General features: G+C 34.2%; 16 protein-coding genes. 4 read left to right on the forward strand and 12 right to left on the reverse strand.

The features are described 5' to 3' along the window. The first annotated feature begins 4 nt into the window (after positions 1-4). Positions 5-2506 carry a glycoside hydrolase family 2 TIM barrel-domain containing protein gene (locus DFQ06_RS05640; protein WP_133966558.1) on the forward strand — a complete coding sequence of 834 codons (2502 nt, stop codon included), beginning with the start codon at positions 5-7 and terminating at the stop codon, positions 2504-2506. A 9-nt stretch (positions 2507-2515) separates the two neighbouring features. Then, the gene (locus DFQ06_RS05645; protein ID WP_133966560.1) at positions 2516-3319 is read left to right on the forward strand and encodes an alpha/beta hydrolase; all 804 of its coding nucleotides are present in this window, start codon (positions 2516-2518) and stop codon (positions 3317-3319) included. 52 nt (positions 3320-3371) lie between these two features. On the opposite strand, the gene DFQ06_RS05650 is transcribed toward DFQ06_RS05645, so the two are convergent. From DFQ06_RS05650 to DFQ06_RS05680, 7 genes are all read right to left on the reverse strand, one after another. After that, the gene (locus DFQ06_RS05650) at positions 3372-5885 is read right to left on the reverse strand and encodes a glycoside hydrolase family 2 TIM barrel-domain containing protein (RefSeq protein WP_235833494.1); all 2514 of its coding nucleotides are present in this window, start codon (positions 5883-5885) and stop codon (positions 3372-3374) included. 41 nt (positions 5886-5926) lie between these two features. Further along, a complete protein-coding gene (locus tag DFQ06_RS05655; protein ID WP_133966564.1) occupies positions 5927-7192 on the reverse strand; it encodes a family 16 glycosylhydrolase in 1266 nt (421 codons plus the stop codon). Between the two features lie 12 nt (positions 7193-7204). Beyond that, positions 7205-8998 carry a metallophosphoesterase family protein gene (locus DFQ06_RS05660; RefSeq protein ID WP_133966566.1) on the reverse strand — a complete coding sequence of 598 codons (1794 nt, stop codon included), beginning with the start codon at positions 8996-8998 and terminating at the stop codon, positions 7205-7207. Between the two features lie 17 nt (positions 8999-9015). Then, positions 9016-10857 (reverse strand): sulfatase-like hydrolase/transferase, encoded by a 1842-nt coding sequence (locus DFQ06_RS05665; RefSeq protein ID WP_133966568.1) that lies wholly within the window; start codon positions 10855-10857, stop codon positions 9016-9018. Between the two features lie 80 nt (positions 10858-10937). Next, complete coding sequence (locus tag DFQ06_RS05670) at positions 10938-12500, reverse strand: alpha-L-fucosidase (protein WP_133966570.1); 1563 nt, start codon at positions 12498-12500, stop codon at positions 10938-10940. A gap of 153 nt (positions 12501-12653) precedes the next feature. Beyond that, positions 12654-15272, reverse strand: a complete 2619-nt coding sequence (locus DFQ06_RS05675; protein ID WP_133966572.1) for a VPS10 domain-containing protein — start codon at positions 15270-15272, stop codon at positions 12654-12656. A 203-nt stretch (positions 15273-15475) separates the two neighbouring features. After that, a complete protein-coding gene (locus tag DFQ06_RS05680; RefSeq protein ID WP_133966574.1) occupies positions 15476-16717 on the reverse strand; it encodes a family 16 glycosylhydrolase in 1242 nt (413 codons plus the stop codon). Between the two features lie 243 nt (positions 16718-16960). Between DFQ06_RS05680 and DFQ06_RS19385 the strand changes: the two genes are divergently transcribed. Together DFQ06_RS19385 and DFQ06_RS05685 are read left to right on the forward strand one after the other, a co-directional pair. Next, positions 16961-17098 carry a hypothetical protein gene (locus DFQ06_RS19385; protein WP_159140076.1) on the forward strand — a complete coding sequence of 46 codons (138 nt, stop codon included), beginning with the start codon at positions 16961-16963 and terminating at the stop codon, positions 17096-17098. Between the two features lie 109 nt (positions 17099-17207). Further along, positions 17208-18224 carry a LacI family DNA-binding transcriptional regulator gene (locus tag DFQ06_RS05685; RefSeq protein WP_042504606.1) on the forward strand — a complete coding sequence of 339 codons (1017 nt, stop codon included), beginning with the start codon at positions 17208-17210 and terminating at the stop codon, positions 18222-18224. A gap of 39 nt (positions 18225-18263) precedes the next feature. Here the strand turns inward: DFQ06_RS05685 and DFQ06_RS05690 are convergent, their stop codons facing one another. From DFQ06_RS05690 to DFQ06_RS05710, 5 genes are all read right to left on the reverse strand, one after another. After that, positions 18264-18746, reverse strand: coding sequence for a hypothetical protein (locus tag DFQ06_RS05690; RefSeq protein WP_133966576.1), 483 nt, complete (start codon positions 18744-18746; stop codon positions 18264-18266). A gap of 68 nt (positions 18747-18814) precedes the next feature. Continuing rightward, positions 18815-19720 (reverse strand): sulfatase family protein, encoded by a 906-nt coding sequence (locus tag DFQ06_RS05695; protein ID WP_133966578.1) that lies wholly within the window; start codon positions 19718-19720, stop codon positions 18815-18817. Positions 19721-19732: 12 nt separating this feature from the next. Beyond that, positions 19733-21034, reverse strand: coding sequence for a glycoside hydrolase family 117 protein (locus tag DFQ06_RS05700; protein ID WP_133966580.1), 1302 nt, complete (start codon positions 21032-21034; stop codon positions 19733-19735). A gap of 163 nt (positions 21035-21197) precedes the next feature. After that, positions 21198-22934: a glycoside hydrolase family 2 protein gene (locus DFQ06_RS05705; protein ID WP_133966582.1), complete on the reverse strand. Its 1737-nt coding sequence runs from the start codon at positions 22932-22934 to the stop codon at positions 21198-21200. Positions 22935-22940: 6 nt separating this feature from the next. After that, complete coding sequence (locus tag DFQ06_RS05710) at positions 22941-24062, reverse strand: glycoside hydrolase family protein (RefSeq protein ID WP_133966584.1); 1122 nt, start codon at positions 24060-24062, stop codon at positions 22941-22943. Positions 24063-24067: the final 5 nt, after the last annotated feature.

Here is a 24067-nt window from a genome sequence, read left to right on the forward strand (position 1 = left end):
CAAAATGAAAAAATACGCATCAATCATAATCTTAATTTGTACCATTAACTTGTTAACGGCTCAAAGTAGAACCGTTGAAATTCTAAAAGACTGGAAGTTTTCTAATTACGATTATGGAGCGGCTTTTCAAGAAAATTTTGATGATGCGGAATGGGAAAACGTTACCGTACCTCATGATTGGGCAGTAAAAGAAGATTTTAACTTCACCCATGATATCCAACTAACCATGGTGATTCAAGATGGTGAAACCAAGCCAAAATATAGAACAGGAAGAACAGGTGCTTTACCTTATGTCGGTATCGGATGGTATAGAACAAAACATACTATTTCGGCAGCCGATTTAGAGGAAAAGGTTCAATTGATGTTCGATGGAGCCATGAGTAATGCTAAGGTTTACGTAAACGGCACATATGTTGGTGAGCGCCCATTTGGTTATATTTCTTTCTACTTTGATATTACTAAATTCTTAAAACCCGGAGATAACACCATTGCTGTTAGGTTAGAAAACTTCAATAGTCAATCGCGTTGGTATCCTGGTGCTGGTTTGTACAGAAAAGTATCAATCACTAAAATGAATAAAACCCATATTAAAACATGGGGAACTTTTGTGAGTACACCTCAAATCACTAAAAAGCATGCTTTAGTACATTTAGATTTAGAAGTTTTAGGTGAAGGTGATTACACGCTGTTAAATGAAATTATCGATCCAAACGGAAAACAAATTACACAAAGTTCAAAATCTATTTCTCTAAATGGAGAAGAGAAACTATCTGAAGATTTTAAAGTTACAAAACCTCAACTTTGGGATATTAAAACACCTCATCTTTATAAATTAAAAACGTCAATTTTAAAAAATGGAAACCTAGTTGATTCTTATATTACTAATTTCGGAATTAGAAGTATTCGTTTTGAACTAGACGGCTTTTATTTAAACGATAAAAAAACACGGTTTAAAGGCGTGAATATGCATCATGATTTCGGGCCTGTAGGTGCCGCTTTTCATAAGGAATTATTTGTACGTCAAATGAAAAAAATGAAAGATATGGGTGTAAATGCTATTCGATTTTCTCACAATCCGCCAGCTCCTGAAGCTTTAGATATTTGTGATGAAATGGGGATCCTAGCTATTGATGAGGCTTTTGATGAATGGCAATTAGGCAAGGTTTTAAATGGGTATTCCAAGCAATTCGATTTATGGGCTAAAAAAGATCTTAGCGACATGATTTTAAGAGATAGAAATCACCCAAGTATCATTATGTGGAGTATTGGAAATGAAATTATGGAGCAATACAAACATGACCCTAATAACATTACTGCTTACCTAAATGATATTGTAAAAACACTAGATAGCACTCGTGCTACTACCGCTGGCTTTAACTCCGCTAATAATGCTTTAGAAAGTGGTATGGCAGCTACAGTTGATGTGGCTGGATTTAATTATAAACCAGGGATTTATCATAAAATAAGAGAACATTATCCAAATTTAAAGTTTTATGCAAGTGAAACAGGAGGTGCGTTAAGTACTAGAAACTCCTATAAATTTCCTGTTGTTTTTGATACGCTACAAAATAAAAGAGGGACCTCTGTAAATACAGAATTATATGCCGATGGTCAACCTGGAAACTATGAAAACACCAATGTACCTTGGGGTTATGCACCATACAAAGAATTAGCCTCACAAGAATATAACGATTTTGTTTACGGTGATTTTATTTGGACGGGTTACGATTATTTAGGTGAACCATCTCCATACCACACAGCAAAATCAAGAAGTTCTTACTTTGCTCCTGTTGATATGGTAGGTTTAGAAAAAGACAAATTCTATTTATACAAAAGCGAATGGAATGAAGATGCTGAAGTTTTACATGTCTTCCCACATTGGTCACTTCCTGAAATGGCAGGTAAAGAAATCCCTGTGGTTTGCTATACCACTTACGACAAAGCTGAACTGTTTGTAAACGGCAAAAGTTATGGTATCAAAACGAAGGAAAAACCACTTGTACCAGAATTTCTAGCTAAAGACATAAAAAAAGAAGCTTCGGGTGGTACAACTATGGCTCAGTTAAAAGCCTATGCTATGGTTTGGGAGCATGTTGTTTACGAGCCTGGTGAAGTTAAAGTTGTTGGATATAACAAAAAAGGTAAGAAAGTAGCAGAAACTAAACGAGTTACTCCAGGTAAACCTCATCATATTCATATTAAAAATGAAGTACAAAAAATAAACGATGGTGAAGTTGCCGTGTACGTGGTTTCAGTTGTAGACAAAGACGGAAATTTAAACCCACATTACAACAAAACCATGAGTATTGAAGTTAGTGGTGCCGCTCAATTTTTAGCATCAGGAAATGGCGATCCAACCAATGTACAAAACCTATCGAAACCTACTAGAGATTTTTTTAACGGACAAGCTGTTATTTATGTACAATCCAAATCAAAAGGAGCCATTCTATTAAAAACAGTTTCAGGTGAGTTAGAAGGCACAAATACAGCAGTTATTGTAAACTAAGCAAGCAGTATGGAATCAAAATTTAGAACTACAGAACTATCAAATCCAGAATTTGAAAGTAATAATCTTCGGTTTATAACAGTAAAAACGCCCAATTTAAAAGGTCGTGGCGATATTTGTGTATTTGTGCCACCAATGAAGAATCTTAAAGATATTCCTATTGTAACATTATTGCATGGTGTTTATGGAAGTGCTTGGATTTGGGCGCACAAAGCTGGTGTTCATTTTACGGCATTAAAAATGATGGAACTTGGTATCTTAAAGCCTATGGTTATTGCTATGCCTTCGGATGGCTTATGGGGCGATGGTTCTGCATATTTACCACACAATAGTAAAAACTTTGAAAACTGGATCGTTGAAGATGTAAATAACGCTATTATTGAAAATATTGATTGTACGAGTACTAAATCTGATTTGTTCATCTCAGGGTTATCTATGGGTGGCTATGGCGCTTTACGTTTAGGAGCAAAACATCCAGAAACTTATAGTGCTATTTCCGGACATTCTTCCATAACCGATATTACACAAATGCATTTATTTGTGGAAGAAGATGAAGCCCTTTACACCGAGAAAGAGCAAACAGAAACTTCTGTTTTGGATATGATACTAAGTAATAAAAACAACTTGCCGCCTACCCGATTTGATTGTGGTAAAGATGACCTCTTAATTGAACATAACAGAAAACTTCACAACCAATTAATAGCACAAAAAATCCCTCATGTCTATGAGGAATTTGAAGGAGCTCATGAATGGCCATATTGGCAAGAGCATATTAAAAAGTCCTTGTTATTTTTCAATAATATTAATACTTAATTTTTAATGCTCCTGAAAGCTTGAAAACCTTCAGGAGCATAAATTATATTAATTATTCAACTTGAATTACCACCAAATTACTTTTAAGATTTGGTGCTTTAGCTTTTATATTCATCTTTCCTGTTTTATCTTTTAAAGACTGTACTAACAATAAAGCTTTTCCTTTGAAAGTTATGATTTTATTCGATTGAAAATCTTGAATATTATCCTTTGAGCCATTATCAACACCCAAAACTTTAACATTACCATCTACATTGAAAGTTAATTCTGCATTTTCAGTTTTTACTTCTAAACCATCTTTATCCACTAATTGAGCAATGATGTGAGCTACATCATACCCATCGGAATTTAAAGTGGTCTTATCTACAGATAATTTAATGGCCACAGCAGCAGATGTCGTTTTTAATACAGACTCAACCTCTTGTCCTTCAAAACCTGCACGTGCTGTTAATGTACCAGCTTCAAAAGGAACTACCCAACGTAAAATTCTATCAGGATTATCACTTAAACTTCTACTTCCTAAGGAACGATTATTTAAAAACAATTCTACTACATGGTTATTTGTTGGAACTTCAACCACCACTAACTCTCCTGGTTTATAATTCCAATGCATGTTGGCTTTACTATTATTCCAATTCAATACTTTTTTAGAAGATACTACTGCTTTTCCACTTAAAGAATCGCTTTCAAAACCAGAACCTTCTAAAGGTGTTGTGCCAATAGACACATGTGGTTTATTCACCCAAATACTTTTAAAATAATACCAACCTTGCTTCTTAAAACCTGCAAAGTCTAATAAATCGCCATCCCATCCTTTTTGAGGCCATTTATTTGTAGCCTCGCCCATGTAATCGATACCTGTCCACATAAACATACTAAACACCATCGGGTTTTCTATAATAGAATTCCAATCTTGCCAACCGCCTGAGTTCTCTGTACCGGTAAATAATTTATTCGGATAGTTTTTCTTACTCCAATGGTACTGATTGGTTTGATAACTAAACCCAACCACATCTAAAGCATCGGCATAACCAGAAGCTAAACTTGCTACGGGTATAATTAAATTAGCGGTTACAGGACGTGTTTGGTCCATTTCTTTAACCCACTTAGATAATCGCTTTGCGGTTTCGGCTAATTTAAATTTTCTGTCTGGCAACGCATTGTAACGCGCTATCATTTCTTCTTTAGTTAAATGCGGAATTTTATTCCAATACCCACCTTTTACTTCGGGATCCCATAAACCACTTACGTGCTTATAGCCCTCATAAGTCCATTCAATCTCATTACCAATACTCCATTGAAATACAGAAGGATGGTTTCTATCTCTTAACATGGTTCTCTTTAAATCGCTTTCTCCCCATTTTTGAAAATGTTCAGTATAACCTCTAGTAATGTACTGCACACTTTTTTCATTCATGTTGTGCTGCTTATCTTTAGGGTTATCCATTTCATCAAAAATTTCGTTTTGAACCAAGAATCCCATCTCATCACAAAGATCTAAGAATTCTTCTGAAAAAGGATTGTGAGAGGTACGGATAGCATTTACACCACCTTCTTTCAATATTTGTAATCTTCTTTCCCAAACACCTTTAGGAACAGCAGCACCAACCAAACCTGCATCGTGATGCAAACAAACACCCTTTACATAAGTTGGTTTACCGTTTAGGAAGAAACCTTTGTCTTTATCGAATAATAAACTCCTTATTCCGAAAGGCGTTGTGTAGGTATCTATCACTTTTCCTTTTACAGATACGTTGGTAATTACTTTATATAAATTAGGGTGATCTGTATCCCATAACTTAGGATTTGCGACTTGCAAACTTTGTAAAACCTCTATTTCTTTACCTGAGCCTATTTTTGTTTCTTTTTCTTGAAGGGTAACCGTTTTACCTTCGTTATCAATAATTTTTGTGATTAACGTGATATTCTGATTTTTACTATAACCATTTTTAATTTTGGTCTGTATTTGAACCGTTGCAACTTCTGTACTAACTTCGGGTGTAGTTACAAAAGTTCCCCAAATAGGAATATGTAATTTATCTACCGTTATTAACTTTACATTTCTGTAAATACCACTTCCTGTATACCAACGGCTGTCCACATAACGAGAATGATCTACATGTACGGTTAATATATTTTTAGTGCCGTCTGTTTTTAAAACTTCAGTTAAATCGAAATAAGTTGGTGAATAACCATATGGATTTTCGCCTAATAATTTACCATTTAGCCAAAAGGTTGCATTATTATATACACCATCAAACAATACAAATACATTTTTGGATTCAGCATCAGCAGGCGCATCAAAATGTTTTTGATATATGCCAACACCACCTGGTAAATATCCCGTAGCACCATCTAAATCTTCACTAAACGACGCTTCTACACTCCAATCGTGTGGCAAGCGCACATCTCTCCATTTAGTATCATCTAAAGGTAAATTTGTTGGAGTTTTAGTATCTTCAACTAATGTGAATTTCCAATTAAAATTAAAATCTTGAGTTCGTTCTTGTGCATAAAAACTATTGCACCACACTAATAACATCAATAATAATCCTAGTCTTCTCATTGCTTTTCTTCCCATTTTATAATTATTCACTACTAAAAACATTAACGGATTGTAAAAAATAAAGTACTTGTATCTAAGGCTCCTTTAGATTTATTTTCGTCGTTAATATCTCTAATTAATGCTTCTACAACATAAGTTGCAGATTTAGACATTTTTTTATCTACATTGAATATAACCTCCATATGTCCATAACCTGGATACACATCAATTGTTTTTTCAAAAACTTTCTTATTCCACTTTTCTTTTAGTTTATCTGTAGTTTCAGAAATTTTTATATAAATTTTCCTGTGTTCATTTGCCTTAAAACTTAAAGGAATTTTCAACCCGTCGGTCACTTCTATTACGGTTTCTACTTCCGAAAAAATGATGCTTTCATTATATAAATTTAAACCCTTCTCATAAGACTGATCGATATCTTTAGCATCAACATCAACCAAATCATACCCTCTTACCCAATCATAATACACTGTATTTTTACTAGGGTCTGCTAATTCTTCATCTGTTGGTAATTCTATCCAAGGAAACGGGTACGTTTCAGATACCAATCGCATATACATAGGTCTGTTAAAAGGCTTGTCAACTATCCCATCATAAAACTTCATGTGCTTAGGAGCTCTATTATCGTAATAAAGTGTTGCTGTTTTTTCATCTCGCCACCAACCACCATACACATGAAAATCTTTTGAGGCTAACTCTTTATTAACAAACTTTACAGCCGGCGCTCTTAAATCGTGCCTTTTCTTATCGCAGTCTGTGTACCAAAAGTGACCATTAGAATTCATGCCATTAGAAAAAAAACTACCTGCAAAATCACCGCTTCTACCAATACATTCCTGTATATCCCATTCTTGACCATATTTATCGCATCCATTCGGGCCGTCTTCAGCACCTGTGGTCGAAAACCAAAATGTAGTGGACATGGTAGTTGCGGCCGCTTTTGCACGACACTCATAGTACCCAAGAAATGCCGTTTTTTTTGAAACGACTGCACCTCCAGCAATATTAAATTTTAGCTCTCTACCATAGGCTTTTACAATGGTATCTTTTTCTAACTTCTCTCCTTTAATTTGCAAAAAACCATTTTTCACGGATACCTGTGAAGGCAAAAATATACCTGGTTCTCTACCTTTCCATGAAGGATGATAATCGTACCATTTATCTGAATCTAAAGTCTCACCATTAAATTCATCTGAAAAACTAGGGTTAATTACCCAACGCTTCCCTATTGGTGGTTCTGGTGGTCCGGATTGTGCATTTACGTGGCATATGCTCGCAAATATTAGGAGTAAGCCTATATATTTTCTCATAGCAGTGTTGTTTTATAAATCTATTTTGATTGTTTTATTGTTTTTCTTGATGGCTTCAATATCAAAAAGGTGTTTTACATTAGCTCCTTCACCTACTTCAATAGCATACATGTTTGATTGTAAAACCTTTGGTTTATAAGTATTTCCTTTTATTCTTAAAGAAGACACTACGGCTTTGGTGTATTGATTTCTAATGGTAACAACTTGATTCGTTTTGTTCAATTGTAACTCAGGTAATTCGAAACCATTTTTAATTAAAAAATTATCTTGTTGATTGAAGGTTACCGGCCATCCATCATAAGGCTTTGCATTAGGTGCAAACATATCTACATTTCTTGCCCAACACTCATAAGTAGTTTGGCGAGACGCTTTATTAAAACGAATAATACCATATCCTGAAGCCCTGCCATTTAATAGGTTTTCTTTTGCTGTATTATCCTCATGTGTTGGATTAGCTATTGCGTGTACCGTTATTTTATTGTGAAAAGCATCCAAATACTCGCCGGTATAATTAGGCCTTCCTTTTACATGATTTTTACCTGGAGCATCGGGTTTAAACCAACGCATCCAAAAGTTTGAAGCTGCAGGCACTGCAAAAGAATATCCTGCATTATTCCAATCTTCAATTCCATGATGCAAAACCGAACCCAAATGTTGATCGCCAGCAATCATACATGAAAAACTTTTTCTAATAACAGACAATGCTTTGTTTCTACCTGCTTGAGGCCAACCATTTGAATCTACACTATACCGTTGCTTTTTTTGCAATGTTGGCGAATGTGTAGTTACGTTAGCAAAAATGGTTTGAGATAAAACGGCTTTCATTTCGGCATCTTTCCAATCGGTAGTCCAAGCTTCTAGAAAATCTAATTGTCGGTCTCCTAACAAGGTTGCTCCTTGTACATCCATTTCGCGAGTGTCTTCAAAACGTCCTTTCTCTAAAACACGTTTAGGACCAGATTTAAACTTTCTATCTTCTAAAATCGCAAAACTTATACCACCCCAATTATAATCTGTATAATACACTCCAATGCCTTGTTCTACTGGTGTTGGATCAAAAGGATCGGGTAAATGACTTGTTTGTGCACGCTCCACCTCTTTAATATATTCCACAGGCATATAGTAACCTCCAAGATTCCCGTCTCTATTTGGTGATTTTCTGCCGCCATCTCCCCATAAATTACCTTGCCCTATATCATGATCGTCTGGTATAACAATGGTTGGTGTATTTCTAATAATATCTCCAAAAACTTCTCCAAATTTTAACCAATATCCGTAATGGTCACTATGGTCGTAAGATTGGTCTCCTGCAAAAAAGAGCACATCAGGCTTTAGGGTATTTAAATTATTAAGAATATCATCTGCAGGTCCTTGTCCGCCATGTCTCTTATAAATGGACCAACAAGAAAACGCCGCCATAATAAGTTCTTCTTTATCTTTTGGATTTTTGCGTATTATACCATCATAAAAAAATTGATTTTTATAAGCTACTCGGTATTCTTTTTCTTGAGTATCATCCCAATTATCTATTCTGAAATGAGCTGTATAACCAGGATATTGAATTCTCGCTTCCTGAACATCTTCCCATTTATTATTGTTCTTAATTTGTAATAATGCGGTAAACGGATTGTAATCTTTTACAGGGTAAAATTGTGCCGTTAGCTTTAAAGTTTGCTCATGTACCGTGTACAAAGCAAAACAGATTGCATTCCTTTTTTTAACGTTAGATATTTCCGTAGATTTTTGTGCTTTAACCAAACTTAACGCAAGAAAAAAGCAGATATAAAACAGAATATTCTTTTTCATTCTTTATTCGCTTTATGTTATAATTTTAGTTTGTAATCATGAGCTCCAGGAGCAAAATTGCTGCGAAACACCTCCGTTCCATCACCACGTTTCCCCCATTTCACTTCAACTCTATTGTCGCCTAAAACAACGTTTATCAACTTCTCTTTCATTTTTTCTGCAATGCTTGCATACTTTTTATCAAAGGCTAAATTGTTGATTTCATTCGGATCGTTTTTCATATCATACAATGCAGGATCTAAATCTTTATAACTCGCATGTAATGCCCAATCCATATTTTCGCCACGTTTTTTATCAGGACGCGTTTGCATTGAAAACACATATTCTTTAGTTCGAATAAAAGCTCTAGGACCTGTAACAGCATGACTTTCACCTACAATATAATCTCTTGACGGAATTGATTCTGATGCTATTTTAGCCATATCCAAACCATCTAAATAATTAAATTTTTCATCTTCTAATTTAGCACCCGATGCTGCTAAAATGGTTGGAGCAATATCAACAAACTCAGTAAAATCTCTTACCACCTTTCCTGCTGGAAATGCTTTTTTATCTGACGATACCACTACTATTGGATTATGACTATCAATTTCCCATGATGAAAATTTAGAAACAGATCCGTGATCGTTCAACTTCCAACCATGATCTCCACAAACGTAAACAATGACCCAAGGTTGCTTTTTTGCTTCGCTATATTTAATAAAAGCATCTGTAGCTTCACCTATTAAGGCATCACCATAAGCACAAAAGGCATAATAATCTTGAATCATTTTTTGCTTTTCTTCATCTGTAAAGTCATCTGAATACGCATTATTAATTTGTTTTTTTAATTGCTTAGGCATGTTTTCTAATTCCTTCTTATTAAAAGCAGGAACCTTATAAGTATATTTTTGAAAACGGTTTCTATAACTTGCGGGAGGCAATACGGGCGTATGAGGAAAATCGAATCCGATATGGCAAAACAACGGCTTCTCTGTATTTACACCTTTAAAGGTTCTAGAACCTACAGTGAATTCTTGATTTTCATTTTTTAGATAATCTTCAAATATTGAAGCATAGTAACCATCTCTTGTTTTTCCTGCTTTTCGACTACTAACACCTGCTAAGATAATCCCGCTGTAATCTGACTTTGGATCTCTTTTACTATATTTTCTAAATAAATCATACTTTGCAACAGATGTAGTAGCTGTACCTTTATACTTGGTAAACTTGCTTTCTAAATCTTTAGGTATAACGTATTCAAATTTACCTTCAGGAGTTACAAAAAACTCTAAATTCTTAATTGGTTTATCAAATTTCTTTCCATCCAATTCGTAAAACCAATCTTTTCCCCAATCGGTTAAACCATCTCGCCTTAATTGCTTAAAATCAATATTCTTTTGGAACACTTCAGCAGATTTTAATTTTCCATTTTTCGTTGTTTTTAAACGAAAACCAAGTTTACCAATATGCAAAGTCTCATACCCTAAATCGGCCATTTGTTCTGGCAAGCTAGGTTTAGAATGTTCTGCTTGATTATTATGATATTCAAACTCATAAACTCCAGACCTGAAAGGATAACGTCCCGTCATCATTGAAGCTCGCGAAGGAGCACAACCTGTTGCCTGACAATAGGTATTTATAAAAGTAGTCCCCATTTGAGTTAATTTGTCTACGTTTGGTGATTCTACATAACCCAATGCACTCATTTCTCGACCATCTAGAATTTTATTAAAAGCGCGAATAGCATCATAACGCTGATCGTCTGTTAATACCCATAAAATATTTGGTTTAGGTTGTTCTGTTTGCTGTGCATTTACATATTTAAACGTCACCAAAAACACAACACACAGTAATTTACTTATCTTTTTAAATTTCATTATATAAACTTTGTTTTTAGAGTATTTTTATTCAAAATATGTCGGTTAAAATTTATTTATTAAACACAAACTATAATGCTTTAATCTTCGTGAGCACCAACATCACCACCAATATTATTTTCGGTGTAACCTTCTAAAACAATTCTAAAAGCATGAGCATAATCTGTTGGGAATGCTTTGGGAGATTGAATAACAAGTCCTTTTTTAGTTCTTTCCCATTTAATAGTTTCATTACTACCTAGCAATTCTATTTTTAAAATTCGAGAATTTAATGCTCCAATTTCAGTGCTTAATGTTTTTATTACAATCTCGTTTTCTGGCTTATCCATTACGATAGCAAAGAATTCTTTATCCGATTTTTTAGTAAATCGAATGTCGGTATTCTTGTAAGCTATTTTAACCTTGTCTTCTACTTTATGTCCTCCTTCTGGTAAACGTGTTGGGCCTTCACCAAAAACAATCCAAGGGCGTGTGCCATAGATAGCATCTCCATTTATATTTAACCAAGCTCCCATATCTATAAGTAAATCTTCCATAACCTGAGGAATAGATCCATCAGGATTTGGTGGTACATTTAACAGCATTAAACCGTTTTTAGAAACAATATCTACCAATATATCTACCAATTCGTTTGGAGATTTAAACTGAGCTCCAGGGCGATAAAACCATGCTCCGGGCGATGTATCTGTTAACCATGGGTTTTCTTTTGGCTGATTTGGACGCCCGCGTTCGTAATCTTTTATAGCTGTAGTTTCTGTAAATGTGGTTTCTTTATAACAAACAGCAACATCTTTATTCCATTCTAAACCTTTGTTATAGTAATAAGCTAAGAATTTAAGACGAGATTCCTCCGTCATGTTTTCTAACCACCAATCAAACCAAATTAAATCGGGCTGATAAACATCAATAAACTCCTTTAACTTCGCCCACCAATCTTCATAAAACTGAGCATCTGGAGTATCAGAATCTAATGTATGTGGATTTGTATATAAATCATAATCTTTTGGATCAATACCGCCGTGTGCATGAGCCGGCGCAAAGTATTTCCATGTAAATGCGTGATGGAAAGATCCCATAAACTTTAGACCTTTGGCTTCAATTTCTTTTTTTAACGCCGCCGAAGGATCTATACCTCCGTAATTCATAGAATTCCAACGTGTTGCTTTACTATCCCACATTGCAAAATTATCGTGATGCATGGCTACTGGACCAGCAAATTTAGCGCCTGATTTCGCAAACAAATCTGCCCATTTTTTAGCATCAAAACCAGTAGTTTCAAATTGTTCTATAATGTGTTTGTAACCAAAATCTTTTGGATGTCCATATTTCTTTGAATGATGTACGAAATTATTAGAAGGTTTTCCATTAGGCTGAGGCACAATCTTGCCATCTACATACATTTTCATCCCATGCCAACCTGCATACCATTTATCTGGATCGGCACCTTCAAAAGCAGATGATACAGGTCCCCAATGTGCATAGATTCCAAATTTGGCATCTTTGAACCAATCTGGTGCTTGATTTACTGTTTCTATTGATTTCCAATTTTCTTTAAAAGATTCTCTATTCTGGCTATTTATGTAATTTGAAACACAAAATACTAGAATGAATAAGAATAACGAAGGGCGCTTAATAAGTCTCATTTGATTAATTTATAAATACATATACAAAGGTCGCAGAAACCATATTCTTTCATTATTCACTTGTGTAAAAGACAATAACAAATGGTTTTTTTAACGTTTTTTTTTCTAAAACACTAAAAAAACCTTGCTGTATATATGAGTTTGAAAGATTTTTTATTTGGACCAACCTTCTGTCGATCCGTTTAAGTAAGTAATAAACCAACCTGATCCCCATGCCGCACTCCACAGTACATTTTTATTATACGGATCTGGTTTTACATCTACCATTTTATTAGGTTGCCCAAGGCCATTGTTAATTTTTGTCCAGCTTTTTGCTCCATCTTGAGACAGATAAATCCCAGGATTCATAAACTCTTTAGACATATGTCCTGCTTGTCCAGCCACACTAATTACAATTAATTTTTCATCTAATGGAGAAGTTTCTACTTGCCATACAAAAGGCGCGTTAAAAATTTGTTCCCAAGATTTGCCGTTGTTTTTACTTCTCCAAACGCCTCCTTCTTCATAGGTTCCAGTACGTCTGCCCGTTGCTATGTATAAGTTCTGACTATTTCTATCTATAAACACATTGTTTACAGCTTTAATTTCTGATGGAATACGCATTTTTTCCCAAGACGTTCCTTTATTTATAGATTTATATAAACCTCCAATATTATCATTTAAAGCAGCATAAATAATATTTGGGTTTTCAGGATCTAGCTTAATTCTTCTTACACTTGCTCCTTTATGAAAACCTTTATTGCTTAATTCCCATGTATAGCCTCCATCAAAGGAACGATAAAAACCTAATCCTCCTTTGGTTAGTTTTGCCATTCCGTTTCCTACCTCTGCAATAGGTTTAAACACTGTACAGAAATACATGTTTTTGGGTTCTTTAGGATCAATTGTTAAAGAATATTGAGTTACCAAACCTCTATAAAACGGATTGTCTGCTTCTAAGATAGTCGCTATATTTTCCCAAGTTTTTCCTCCATCTTGCGTTCTACGTAATTTTCCTCTATGCTCTTGTCTCCAAGCCAAAGAATAAATTGTATTTGGATCGTTAGGGTGAACTGCCATAGTGGAAGTTGAATGTTGCCCATGCATTCCACTATGGTCGTGCACTTGCCCATCTATTTGTTCTACAGCCACAGCTTGTTTATCTGGCCAACCATCTAAATCTGTTGTTTGCCACAAACCATGCTCTCCACTAGCTAATAAGCGTCTTCCTTTAATTCCTGTTTCGTGTAACATGTATCTCCCAGGTAAATCACTATCGCCTCTACCAATCCATTTGTTGCTTCCTGGCGAGGTTTCAAAATCGTCTACTTGTTGCCAAGTTTTACCATGATCTTTAGATTTTAAAGTTTGTTGATCTATACCAATAAATACTTCTCCTTTTACATTAATAGCCAACATACGATTTCCGGAACGTTCTGATCCGTTATCCATATTGACTTGCAAGTGTGCAAATTCAATATTATCTCCTATTGGGTTATTTCTACTTGCCCAATAGGCTTTATCTTTTTTAGCTTTCCAGTACATACCGTTTCTAGCACAAACAATCCATGTTTTACCACCGTTGTCTGTTTTCCAAAGATCTCCTGCTCCAAAACTTTTATCGTGTTTTTTATTAAAAGCAACATAAATTTCATCTTTATTTAACGGATTTACCACCAACCTATTAAAAACCGGTAACGCTTCTGTAGGTAATTCTTTTAGCTCTGCTTTAATTTGTTGTTTAGTTTGTCCAAACCAATAACCAATAGTGTTGTAATACCTATCTATCTCTGAAGAAAAACTAATCTCATTTAAATCAATAGCTAGGTTTCCGGTAATGTTTGTCCAAGATTTTCCTTCATCTATACTGTTATAAACACCTCCTTTAGATATTGTTGTATTTCCTGATTTTTTATAAACCGTTTGTTCTATTAAAAACAATTCGAAATCGCCTGTTTTAGGGTTGTAATATGATGTTAAATCGCGAGGTAAGTTATTTGGTAGTCCCTTGTTCGCTGCTTTCCAATCATCTCCTGAATTTTCACTTACAAAAAAACCATAATTAGTTGCTATAAAAATAGTTGAAGGCTTTTTAGGATGATAGATAATTCTAGCCACATCTAAATTTCCAGAAATATCTGTTGCAATTTTAGACCATGATTTCCCTCCATTTTTCGTTTTTAAAATATAGCCATAGCTTGCTCTTTCATGAATATTTCCATGTGGTTGAGCTAAACTTCTGTGATTATCTTTTACATTCCAAAAATCGCCTGCACCTATTAACCATTCTTTATCATTTTCAGGATTAATAGCTACTTGCGTATGCGCATTACTTACATGTTTTCCGCTAGTTCTAGGAATATCGTAAATTAAATTCCAAGTTCTACCTCTATCATTTGAGGTATACACACCACCGGCACGCTCTATAGCGACTCCAAAATCGGGATTTTGTTCAGAAAATGTAATATCGAGAACACGCTCCATATCTAAACCAAGACCATCAGAATCTTTTATGGTATGCCAAGACTTCCCATTATCCCAAGTGCCATAGCTAACATGCATATCTGGCCCCATAAACATAACGTTTGGATCTGTAGGATGGCACCAAAACTCTTCGTTATAGCCAGACATTCCTGGTCCGAAGTTTTTCCAAACAACAGATGGGTCTGAAATTACTTTTTCAGTTTTAATTTTCTTGAAAAAAGCAGTAGAACTTTCAGTCTTTTTTTGTTGAGAAAAACCTACTACGCTCCCAAATAAAAGGGCAGTTATTAATGTGAAATTTCTTTTCATATTTATTGAAAAATTATTTCAATAAAACTACCCTTAAGTTTTTCAATTTTTAAACAGATATGTTTTTACCAACAGAACATATGGTCTAAATATTAATCATTTTTAGTTCACCCAACATTTACTAAATGAGGTGTTTCCTTCTTAAACCCAAGTAAAACATACAGTTATATTACTTACCGGTATTATTTTATATGTTTTGAGCATTATTTTTTCTGGTAATATCTAACATAATCAACTTTCATACTTTTACCATCCAAATCATCTTTTAACACGCCGTGCCATTTAATTAAAGCTAAACTTAAAAAGATAGGCGCTTCACTATAACAAAATTCGTTTTTTGTTCTTCTTAGTTCTTTTCCATCAAAATAGAACACTAACTCATTTTCATTCCATTCCAAACCATAGGTATGATATTCTTCAGAAAAATCATTTTCTTTACTCGCATCTAAAACAGAAATATCTCTCCATTCACCACCTTTTAAATATTGAACTTTGTAATTACTAACTAAACTATGCCAAGTTTTATTTTTATCTCTCCATCCATTTGTAAACTGAATACAACCTACTGTTATGGGTTGCTGCCAAGTAAACTCTACCCATTTTTCACCTTCTTGTTGCGTACTCCATGAGGTAAACGGGTTACCGTCTACTAACTTTTTTTCTGATGCGTTATCTTGATAAGAACCACTTGAAGTAATGCTTACATTTTTAGCTCGTGCATAGTTTATTAAACCCTCAATATCGTTATCTGCAGTTTCAGATAATACGGTTGGGTATTCTCCAGATTCATTTACACCGTAAACTCTAAATTCTCCTAGATTAAACCTAGAGCTATTTTTAGAAGTAAAACGTATTTTTTCTGTTTTAACAGGAATTTCTAATTGAATAGAATAATCGGGTTTGGTTCCAAAAAAGAACATTTCATTATAACTTGGATGCGATTTTTTACCGTTAGGTAATAATGTGAAATCCGACCAGTTATGAATATTTGTACTTACTTCGTTAGGATAATGACCTTCATTTATATCAATTTCAAACTTTTTACCTTCAGCAGGTTCACCTCCTCTTGTCATCAACCAAAAGGAGTTATTAGTTGCTTCTCCTCCGGCATATTTATATCGGCATTCAAAATATCCATATTTAAACTGCTTACGCGTCCAAATACTTCCGGCTGTCCAATCTTGACCTCCTCTTTTTTCCTTTTTAATATCTAAATGCAATACGCCATCTCTAACTACTGCATTTTCTCTCCAGCGGCTGCAAAGAATATGACCGCTTGAGCTATTTTGAGATGCCCAATTATCTTCTAATTTAGAATCGTCATAATCAAATTCATCCTCCCATTTTAATTCCCATTTTGTGTAATCGAAGCCATTTTCTGATTCTTGAGCAAATACATTAGAACCCAACAAAATAAAAGTAATTACAACTATTAATTTATTCATAATTATGATGTTTGTTTTACTTAAAGCAAAATTGCTAAAATTATTTTTCTTTGTAATATCTAACGTAATCTATTTTCATACTTGTTCCATCAGCGGCATCTGTTACTTCTCCGGCATGTTCTAATATAGCCAAACTTAAATATATTTAAGAGGTATTTTTTAAAATGAACCAACCGGAAACGTTACCGAAACCGTTTTCTTTTTTCGGAAGCGTTTCCGTAAAATATTAATTCCCTTAAATAAATGGAATATATAAATGAAGTAGCGACCTTTTTAATGATGCATGCTGTGCTTTTTACAGGTATTTATAGTAAGAAAAGCCCACAACAAAACTTTAGAAGAATGATTAATCGAGTTTCGGGAATTCAATTGAAAAAATGATAATAATCGATTTATATGTATATTTAAAAAATGATTATTATCAATTTAATGATTTCTATCTATTACGGAATTAGAAATACACATTGATCTAGTTAATTAAAGCTTCTCTATGGATTATGTTACTATAAAAGATGTTGCTAAAAGATTAAACTTAGCTGTTTCTACCATTTCACGTGCTTTTAATGATAAGTATGATATTAAGAAGGAAACCAAAGAATTAATTTTAAAAACCGCCACAGAAATGGGATACCACCCAAACCCTATGGCGAAAAAGTTAACACAAAAAAGATCTTTTAATATTGGTATTGTAGTTCCGGAATTTATCAATGGATTTTTTCCAGAAGTTATTATTGGAGCTCAAGAAATATTGTTCGAGAAAGGTTATCAAGTTTTAATTACGCAGTCCAATGAAAGTTACGAGTCTGAAATAAAAAATGTAAAAACATTAGTTGATAATATGGTCGATGGTTTAATTATTTCACTATCCAGTGAATCCAAAAACACCGATTATTACCAAACTTTAATAGATAAAGGATTTCCGATAGTATTTTTTAATCGCGTAAATTCCAAATTGAAATCTTCTAAAATACTCTTCAACGATTACAAATGGGCCTTATTTGCAACTGAGCACTTAATAACACAAGGTTACAAGAACATTGTACATTTAGAAGGTTTGGAGTCTCTTACATTATCAAAAGAACGAAAAAGAGGTTTTATTGATGCTCACAAAAAATATAAAATAGAGCTCACATCAAATCACTTTATAAAATCTGGATTTACTATTGAATCTGGTAAAGCGACAGCAGAATTAATGATTAAGAACAATCAAATTCCGAACGCTATTTTTGCGTCTTGCGATCCTCCTGCTATTGGTGCTATGATGGTATTTAAAGAAAATGGATATAAAATTCCAACAGATATTGCTTTTGTTGGTTTTACAGAAAGTAAATTAGCCGGACTTATAAATCCACCGCTAACCTCGGTGATGCAACCAACCCATGATATTGGAGTTGAGGCTGCAAAAATGTTACTCGATCAAATAGAAAACCCACACGCTTACTTACCACAAACCATTATTCTAAATGGAACATTAAACATAAGAGAATCGTCTGTAAAAATTATATAAAGTAGGCTTTAGTTTATTAAAAATTAAAAGACTTCTTAACTAATTTTCATAATTAGTTGAATTTAATAATTTCATTTCCCAAGCTTTTAAAAGGTCTTCATCTGAAGTATTTTCATCAAAAGTTGGGTTATATTTTTTTATCAGTTTTCTATAATAATTTAGTGAAGATTCTTTTGCTTTCAATATAGTTTCTGCACGCTCTACTATCATGTTTTTCTCAAAAGCAACCATATTGACAGACAGTTCATTGAACAGTAATTGCTTTATCTTTTGATGCTTTTTAGAATCTGCTAAATTCAAAAACTCCATAGGATCTTTCTTGAGATCGTACAATTCTACCTCAGGCTTAGTCGCAGTCATAAACTGATTAAATGGCGATTCTAATTCACCCTTTTTATATAATATATTATATAATGTGAATGCAGGATACTGTCCCTTTTTATAACTACTTAATTGCATCCAAGGACGGTCAGGAGTGCGGTTCCAAATGAGTTTGTATCGTCCATTGCAAATGCTACGCATGTTTTCAACGGCATCTCCAGCCCTATCTCTAAACCCGTAAACAAATTCTCTTTTTGAAGCTTTTTTTCCTAAAAAACATTTCCTTGTAAATAATTAGGTCCTTTTATTCCTGCTAATTCTAACGAAGTTGCCGAAACATCAATTAAACTAACCAACTCCTTTTCAACTATTTTTGGCTTAAAATGATTTGGATATCTGACGATTAATGGTACTTGCAGTCCGCCCTCATATAAAAACTGTTTATCGCGTAAATGTGGACGACCATTATCACCAAAAAAGAACACAATTGTATTTTCTGCCAATCCATCTTTTTCCAATCGATCTAAAATAATTCCGACTTGTTTATCACATGCTTGCACACTTTCTAAATACATAGCCCAATCTGCTCGAAGCAGTGGATGATTTGGATAACAAGCAGGTAATGTTACGTTATCTGCTGAAATTGGATGTTCTTTATCTTTAACAAAATCTCGATGGGGTTCGTGAATTTGAACTTGAGCAAAAAATGGCTGACCTTCTTTACGTTGTCGCCAATCGGTTCCATCAAAAATATTTTCAGCTAAAAAATTAAAATCACCTTTTCCTCCCCTAGACATATTATGCGAATTTCCATTCGAGCAGAAATACCCTGCTCTTCTAAAATAGGTTGTTATCGGCTCTATACCGTCAGGTAATAGTGTCATATTAATAGTTCTATGATCCTGACTATTCACACTTGTTGGATACATTCCTGTAATCATAGAAGAGCGACTAGCAGAACAAATAGGTGCTGTAGCATACGCTCTTTTATAAAGTACACCTTGTTTTGCCAAGCGATCGATGTTGGGTGTTTTTACATCCAAATTGCCATAACATCCTAATTCTAATCCTAAATCATCAGCATTTATCCATAAAATATTTGGCCTTTGTTGTGCCTGCATACTTAATACCCACATGAATAAAACAGATAAAATATGATGCTTTAAAAAATTCATTTTTATAGGTATTTAGTGTTTTTTGTTAGCACCACGTCCCTCCGGATGTTTGTTAATACTACCCACACCTTGAGCAAAGTAAACTTCTGGTTTGTGCCAAACACCTGTGTTTTTAAAAGCAGGCTCGTTGTAATCTAAACTTAAATCACAATCAAAACGTGCAATAATAGAATGCCTTTTATCTCCTTTTCCAGCGTTTACAAAATGTGATAAGCCCCAAGTAAAACCTCTTCCATCTTTTGTATCTGTAAAGGCATCTGCTACAAAAGGAGCCGCTGCTGTAGGCGTTAAAGACACACTAGATGCTATTTTAAAATTAGCACCATCTTCTGCATATTGTATTGTTTCACGTTCATTTCCATCCTTAATGGCTAAAGTTGCGATACCTCCTTTATATGGCCAGTAAGTGGTTTCATGACCCGATTGCATCACCGGGTTTAAAGCATGTTTTTTATAAGGACCTAGAGGATCTTCGGCTATAGCTAAACCATGTCCAACAGCATAATTAGTTCTGTTATCTGGCCATTTATTATAAGCCGCTTTGTAATACACATAAATTTTACCATCGTGAACTAAAGGCTGTGGATCGTGAGTTGCTTTGTGATCCCATTCCCCTTCTTTTCCAAAAGGAATTACTTTATCACCACCATGCGTCCAAGGTCCATTAGGTGAATCGGCATAAGAAATTGAAACCGGACACAAATCGCCTCTAAGTCCGCTAGGTTCATCAAAAGCTTGGTAATACAAATAATATTTACCTTTCCAAACTAAAATATCTGGAGTTGCTACAGAGCGCCATCCTGATTTTGGTTTTTCTGGTCTAGAAACCGCTACACCTTGTTCTTCCCAAGTAATACCGTCTTCACTTGTGGCATACCAAATATCACATAAATCCCAATCTGTTGAAGGAATTTTATCAGTTGCTTCAGCTGCACGATTCCATCCTATTGGAGGAACAATAGTGTTACGTTTTGTGTACCACACATAATATTTACCATCTACAAAAATTGGTCTAGACGGGTCACGACGCGATATAGTTCCGTCTCCATTATTATAATCAAAACCTTTTAAGCGTGTATACTTAAATTGAGAAAAAAGCTCATTATCTTGAACTCGCGGTGTTGGATAATCGAACATTCTTTCTGAAGATGCACTTAACGGTATGTTAGGTTTCTCTGTTGGCATTTTAAAAGGAAATACTTTTGAAGTTTCAACCTTAGCAGGCGTTTCAACTTTAGATTCTTTTTGAAAACACGAAATGGCTAATAGCCCCAAAAACAATAAGGTGATTTTTTTAATTTTATTTAGTAGCATTATCGTTGATTTTATAGTGTTTATTTTGAACTTATCTTTTTATGGGATGGTAAAGAAACTAATCTAACTCGAAAGTAGAATTTGTAATTTGATCTTCTCTAATAGGCGTTTTCCATAGGTAAAAAACAAACTGCCTACATACCAGTACTCTTTCCATCTTAATCTATTCTTGCCAATATTTATAAATTTCTTTTAATTGACTATATGCTTCTTTTTTATTTCTACGGGCATCTACAATGCCCCATTCTCTAAAACCGGAAAGCGGTGTCCCTTTGTAATTACTTCTATAATCGTTATAACTCCATAGCGAAACTCCTGTTACGTATGGATATGTTTTCAATTCTTTTAAATAATCTACCAACTCATCACTCAATTTTCCATGCGGTGCTGCTCCTATTTGTCCTATACCTATTTCTGAAATAAAAATGGGTTTTCCTGGGAATTTCTTATGGGTTTTTTCAGCTAATACAGGTGCGTTACCATAACTATTCATTGATATAAAATCGACTTTCTCATAAGGCTCCGTACCAATCTCACCTTTTCTGTAAGAGGTAATAGTTACGTAGGTTTTTAAACGTGTATTGTCTAAGGTAACAACATAATCTAGCATAGAATCTACATAGCCATATTGCGCTTTGGTTAATGCTTTATCACTCCAATCTTCTCCTGGATTTCTCAACTCATTCCCTACACTCCAAGCTACTACAGATGGATTATTAAAATCTCTTTCAATCATCTCTTTCATCCATCTTTCTGTGAGCGGATTGTTAGGAAACGCTTGTTCATCATCATCACCCCAAACAGGAATTTCTTCAACAACTAAAAAACCAATACTATCACAGAATTTTAATAAATTTTCGGATAATGGCGCATGCATTAATCTTGAAAAATTACATCCTAAAGATTTAATATCTAACATATCTTGTTTTATTAAATGGTAGGGCTCTGTGTTACCAAAATCTGGATGATCGTGTACGCGGTTTACACCATTCATCCTAACAGCTTTGTTATTTAAATAAAACTGTTCTCCTTTTACCTCAAACTTTCTAATTCCGATTTTATCCGTTTTTTTATCTATTATTTTTCCATTAATCGTTAATATGCTACTAAATTCATAAAGATTTGGTGTCTTAAAATGCCAAAGTTTTACGTTAGATAAATCTTCTGTAAATTTTAAAACAGCAACTTTAGTTTCTCCTCCATTTATATTAACAGAAATTTCTTCTGGTTCGGCAACACCCAAAATATTAGATTTAACTTTAGTTACTACCTCTTTGTTGCTATTGTTTTCTATTTTGTACTTAACAATAAATTGTACTTTATTGTTTTCAAAATTTGGTACTGAGCTTATATGCTGATATATTAATCGAACATCTTCGTTTGCTTCTAACGAAACATTTCGGCTAATACCTCCCCAAGCCCACCAAGCACCACGTTTGTAAGTATTATCTGCCTCTACAAGTATAGAATTAGGTTCTTTTAGTTTTATCTGATTGGTTATATTAAACTCAAAAGGTAAATATCCTCCAACATACTCACCTAGTAAAGTTCCATTTAACCAAACTTTAGAACGCTCGTAAACAGCATCAAATTTTATACGTATTTGCTTGTCTTTCCAATTTTCAGGAATATTAAATTCTCTTTGGTAATAACCTTTACCAACATATTCAGAATAACGTTCGTGGGTATCCCAATTCCCAGGAACTTGAATTGTGTCCCATTCGGAATATGGTGCTTTAATAATATCTTTAGTTTGTATTTTATTAGAGGCCAAAAACTGCCAAGTTCCATTTAATGAAATTACTTTTTGATAATCATCATATTCTGCACTATTGTTATCCTTGCAGGAAAACATCAATAGACTGAGTGTAAAAACGAAAAGAATAGATTTTGACATCATGATTTATTATTCTTTTGTAATTTTTATTGGGATTTGAATATTAAATGAATGTCTAACATTATTAACATCTAGAGAATCTGCAGCGCATAATAAAGCCACTGGCTCGCCATTCTCCATAAATACTTGAGGACGCTCTAAATGCTCAAATTTGGTTGTTTTGCCATTCTCCCATGTAACTGTTCTGTCTGATATTTCGAAATACTTTCCTTGATCCCACTTAATTCCATCTTCAGAATCATAATGCACTAATGAGAAAATACGTTTATTCCCTTCATGCTTCATTCGTTTTACAATGGCTCTATATTTTCCATCTTGATACCAGATATAAGGATCTTCCGCAGGAAATGTTTCACCTTCAAAAGTAAAAATTGGATCTGGATATTTTTTGAATGGACCAACAGGTGAATCTGCAATGGCCACCATATGTACCACAGGACCTCCTGCAGGTAATTTATTTTTCTTTCCAACGGCTTTATAAACCATTAAAATTTTTCCATCTGCCATTTGGCAAACCGACGGATTCGATGTCATTAAAGCATCATGAGAATTTTCATCTGAAGAAATGTCTAAAACCGGTGAATCGGAACGTTTCCATGGCCCGTTAGGACTATCGGCAACAGCAACACCTATACGTTGATTATTTCTGTGCACCCAATTAAGTTTAGGTTTACCAGGTACACTCACAATTTCTTTATCGCCAGTATTCCCCATGTAATACAAATAGTATTTTCCGTTAAATTTATGAACGGTAGGATTGTGCGTTGTAGAACCATCCCAAAATTGAGCACCACGGTCTGGTAACGCATCATCTTTATGAATGAACGGACCAAATGGCGATTTTGAAACAGCATGAGAGATAATAGAATAATTTACCCATTCCCAACCAATTTTCTTAGGCCATTGCGAATAAAACATATGATACAACCCGTCTTCACCTTTAACTAAAGAGCCTCCCCAAATACTCATAGTATCATTTACAAAAACAGATTTTGGCGATACTTTCCCTAACTCTATTTTATAGTTCTCAATTTTTACACTTGACGTTTGGTTAAGTGCTTTTTTACTTTTTTTATCTGTACAACCTATTAAGGCTAAAATTAAAAATACTATTGAAATTTGATGTTTCATATTAT

Source organism: Algibacter lectus (assembly GCF_004368925.1).
GTDB classification, from domain to species: Bacteria; Bacteroidota; Bacteroidia; order Flavobacteriales; family Flavobacteriaceae; genus Algibacter; species Algibacter lectus.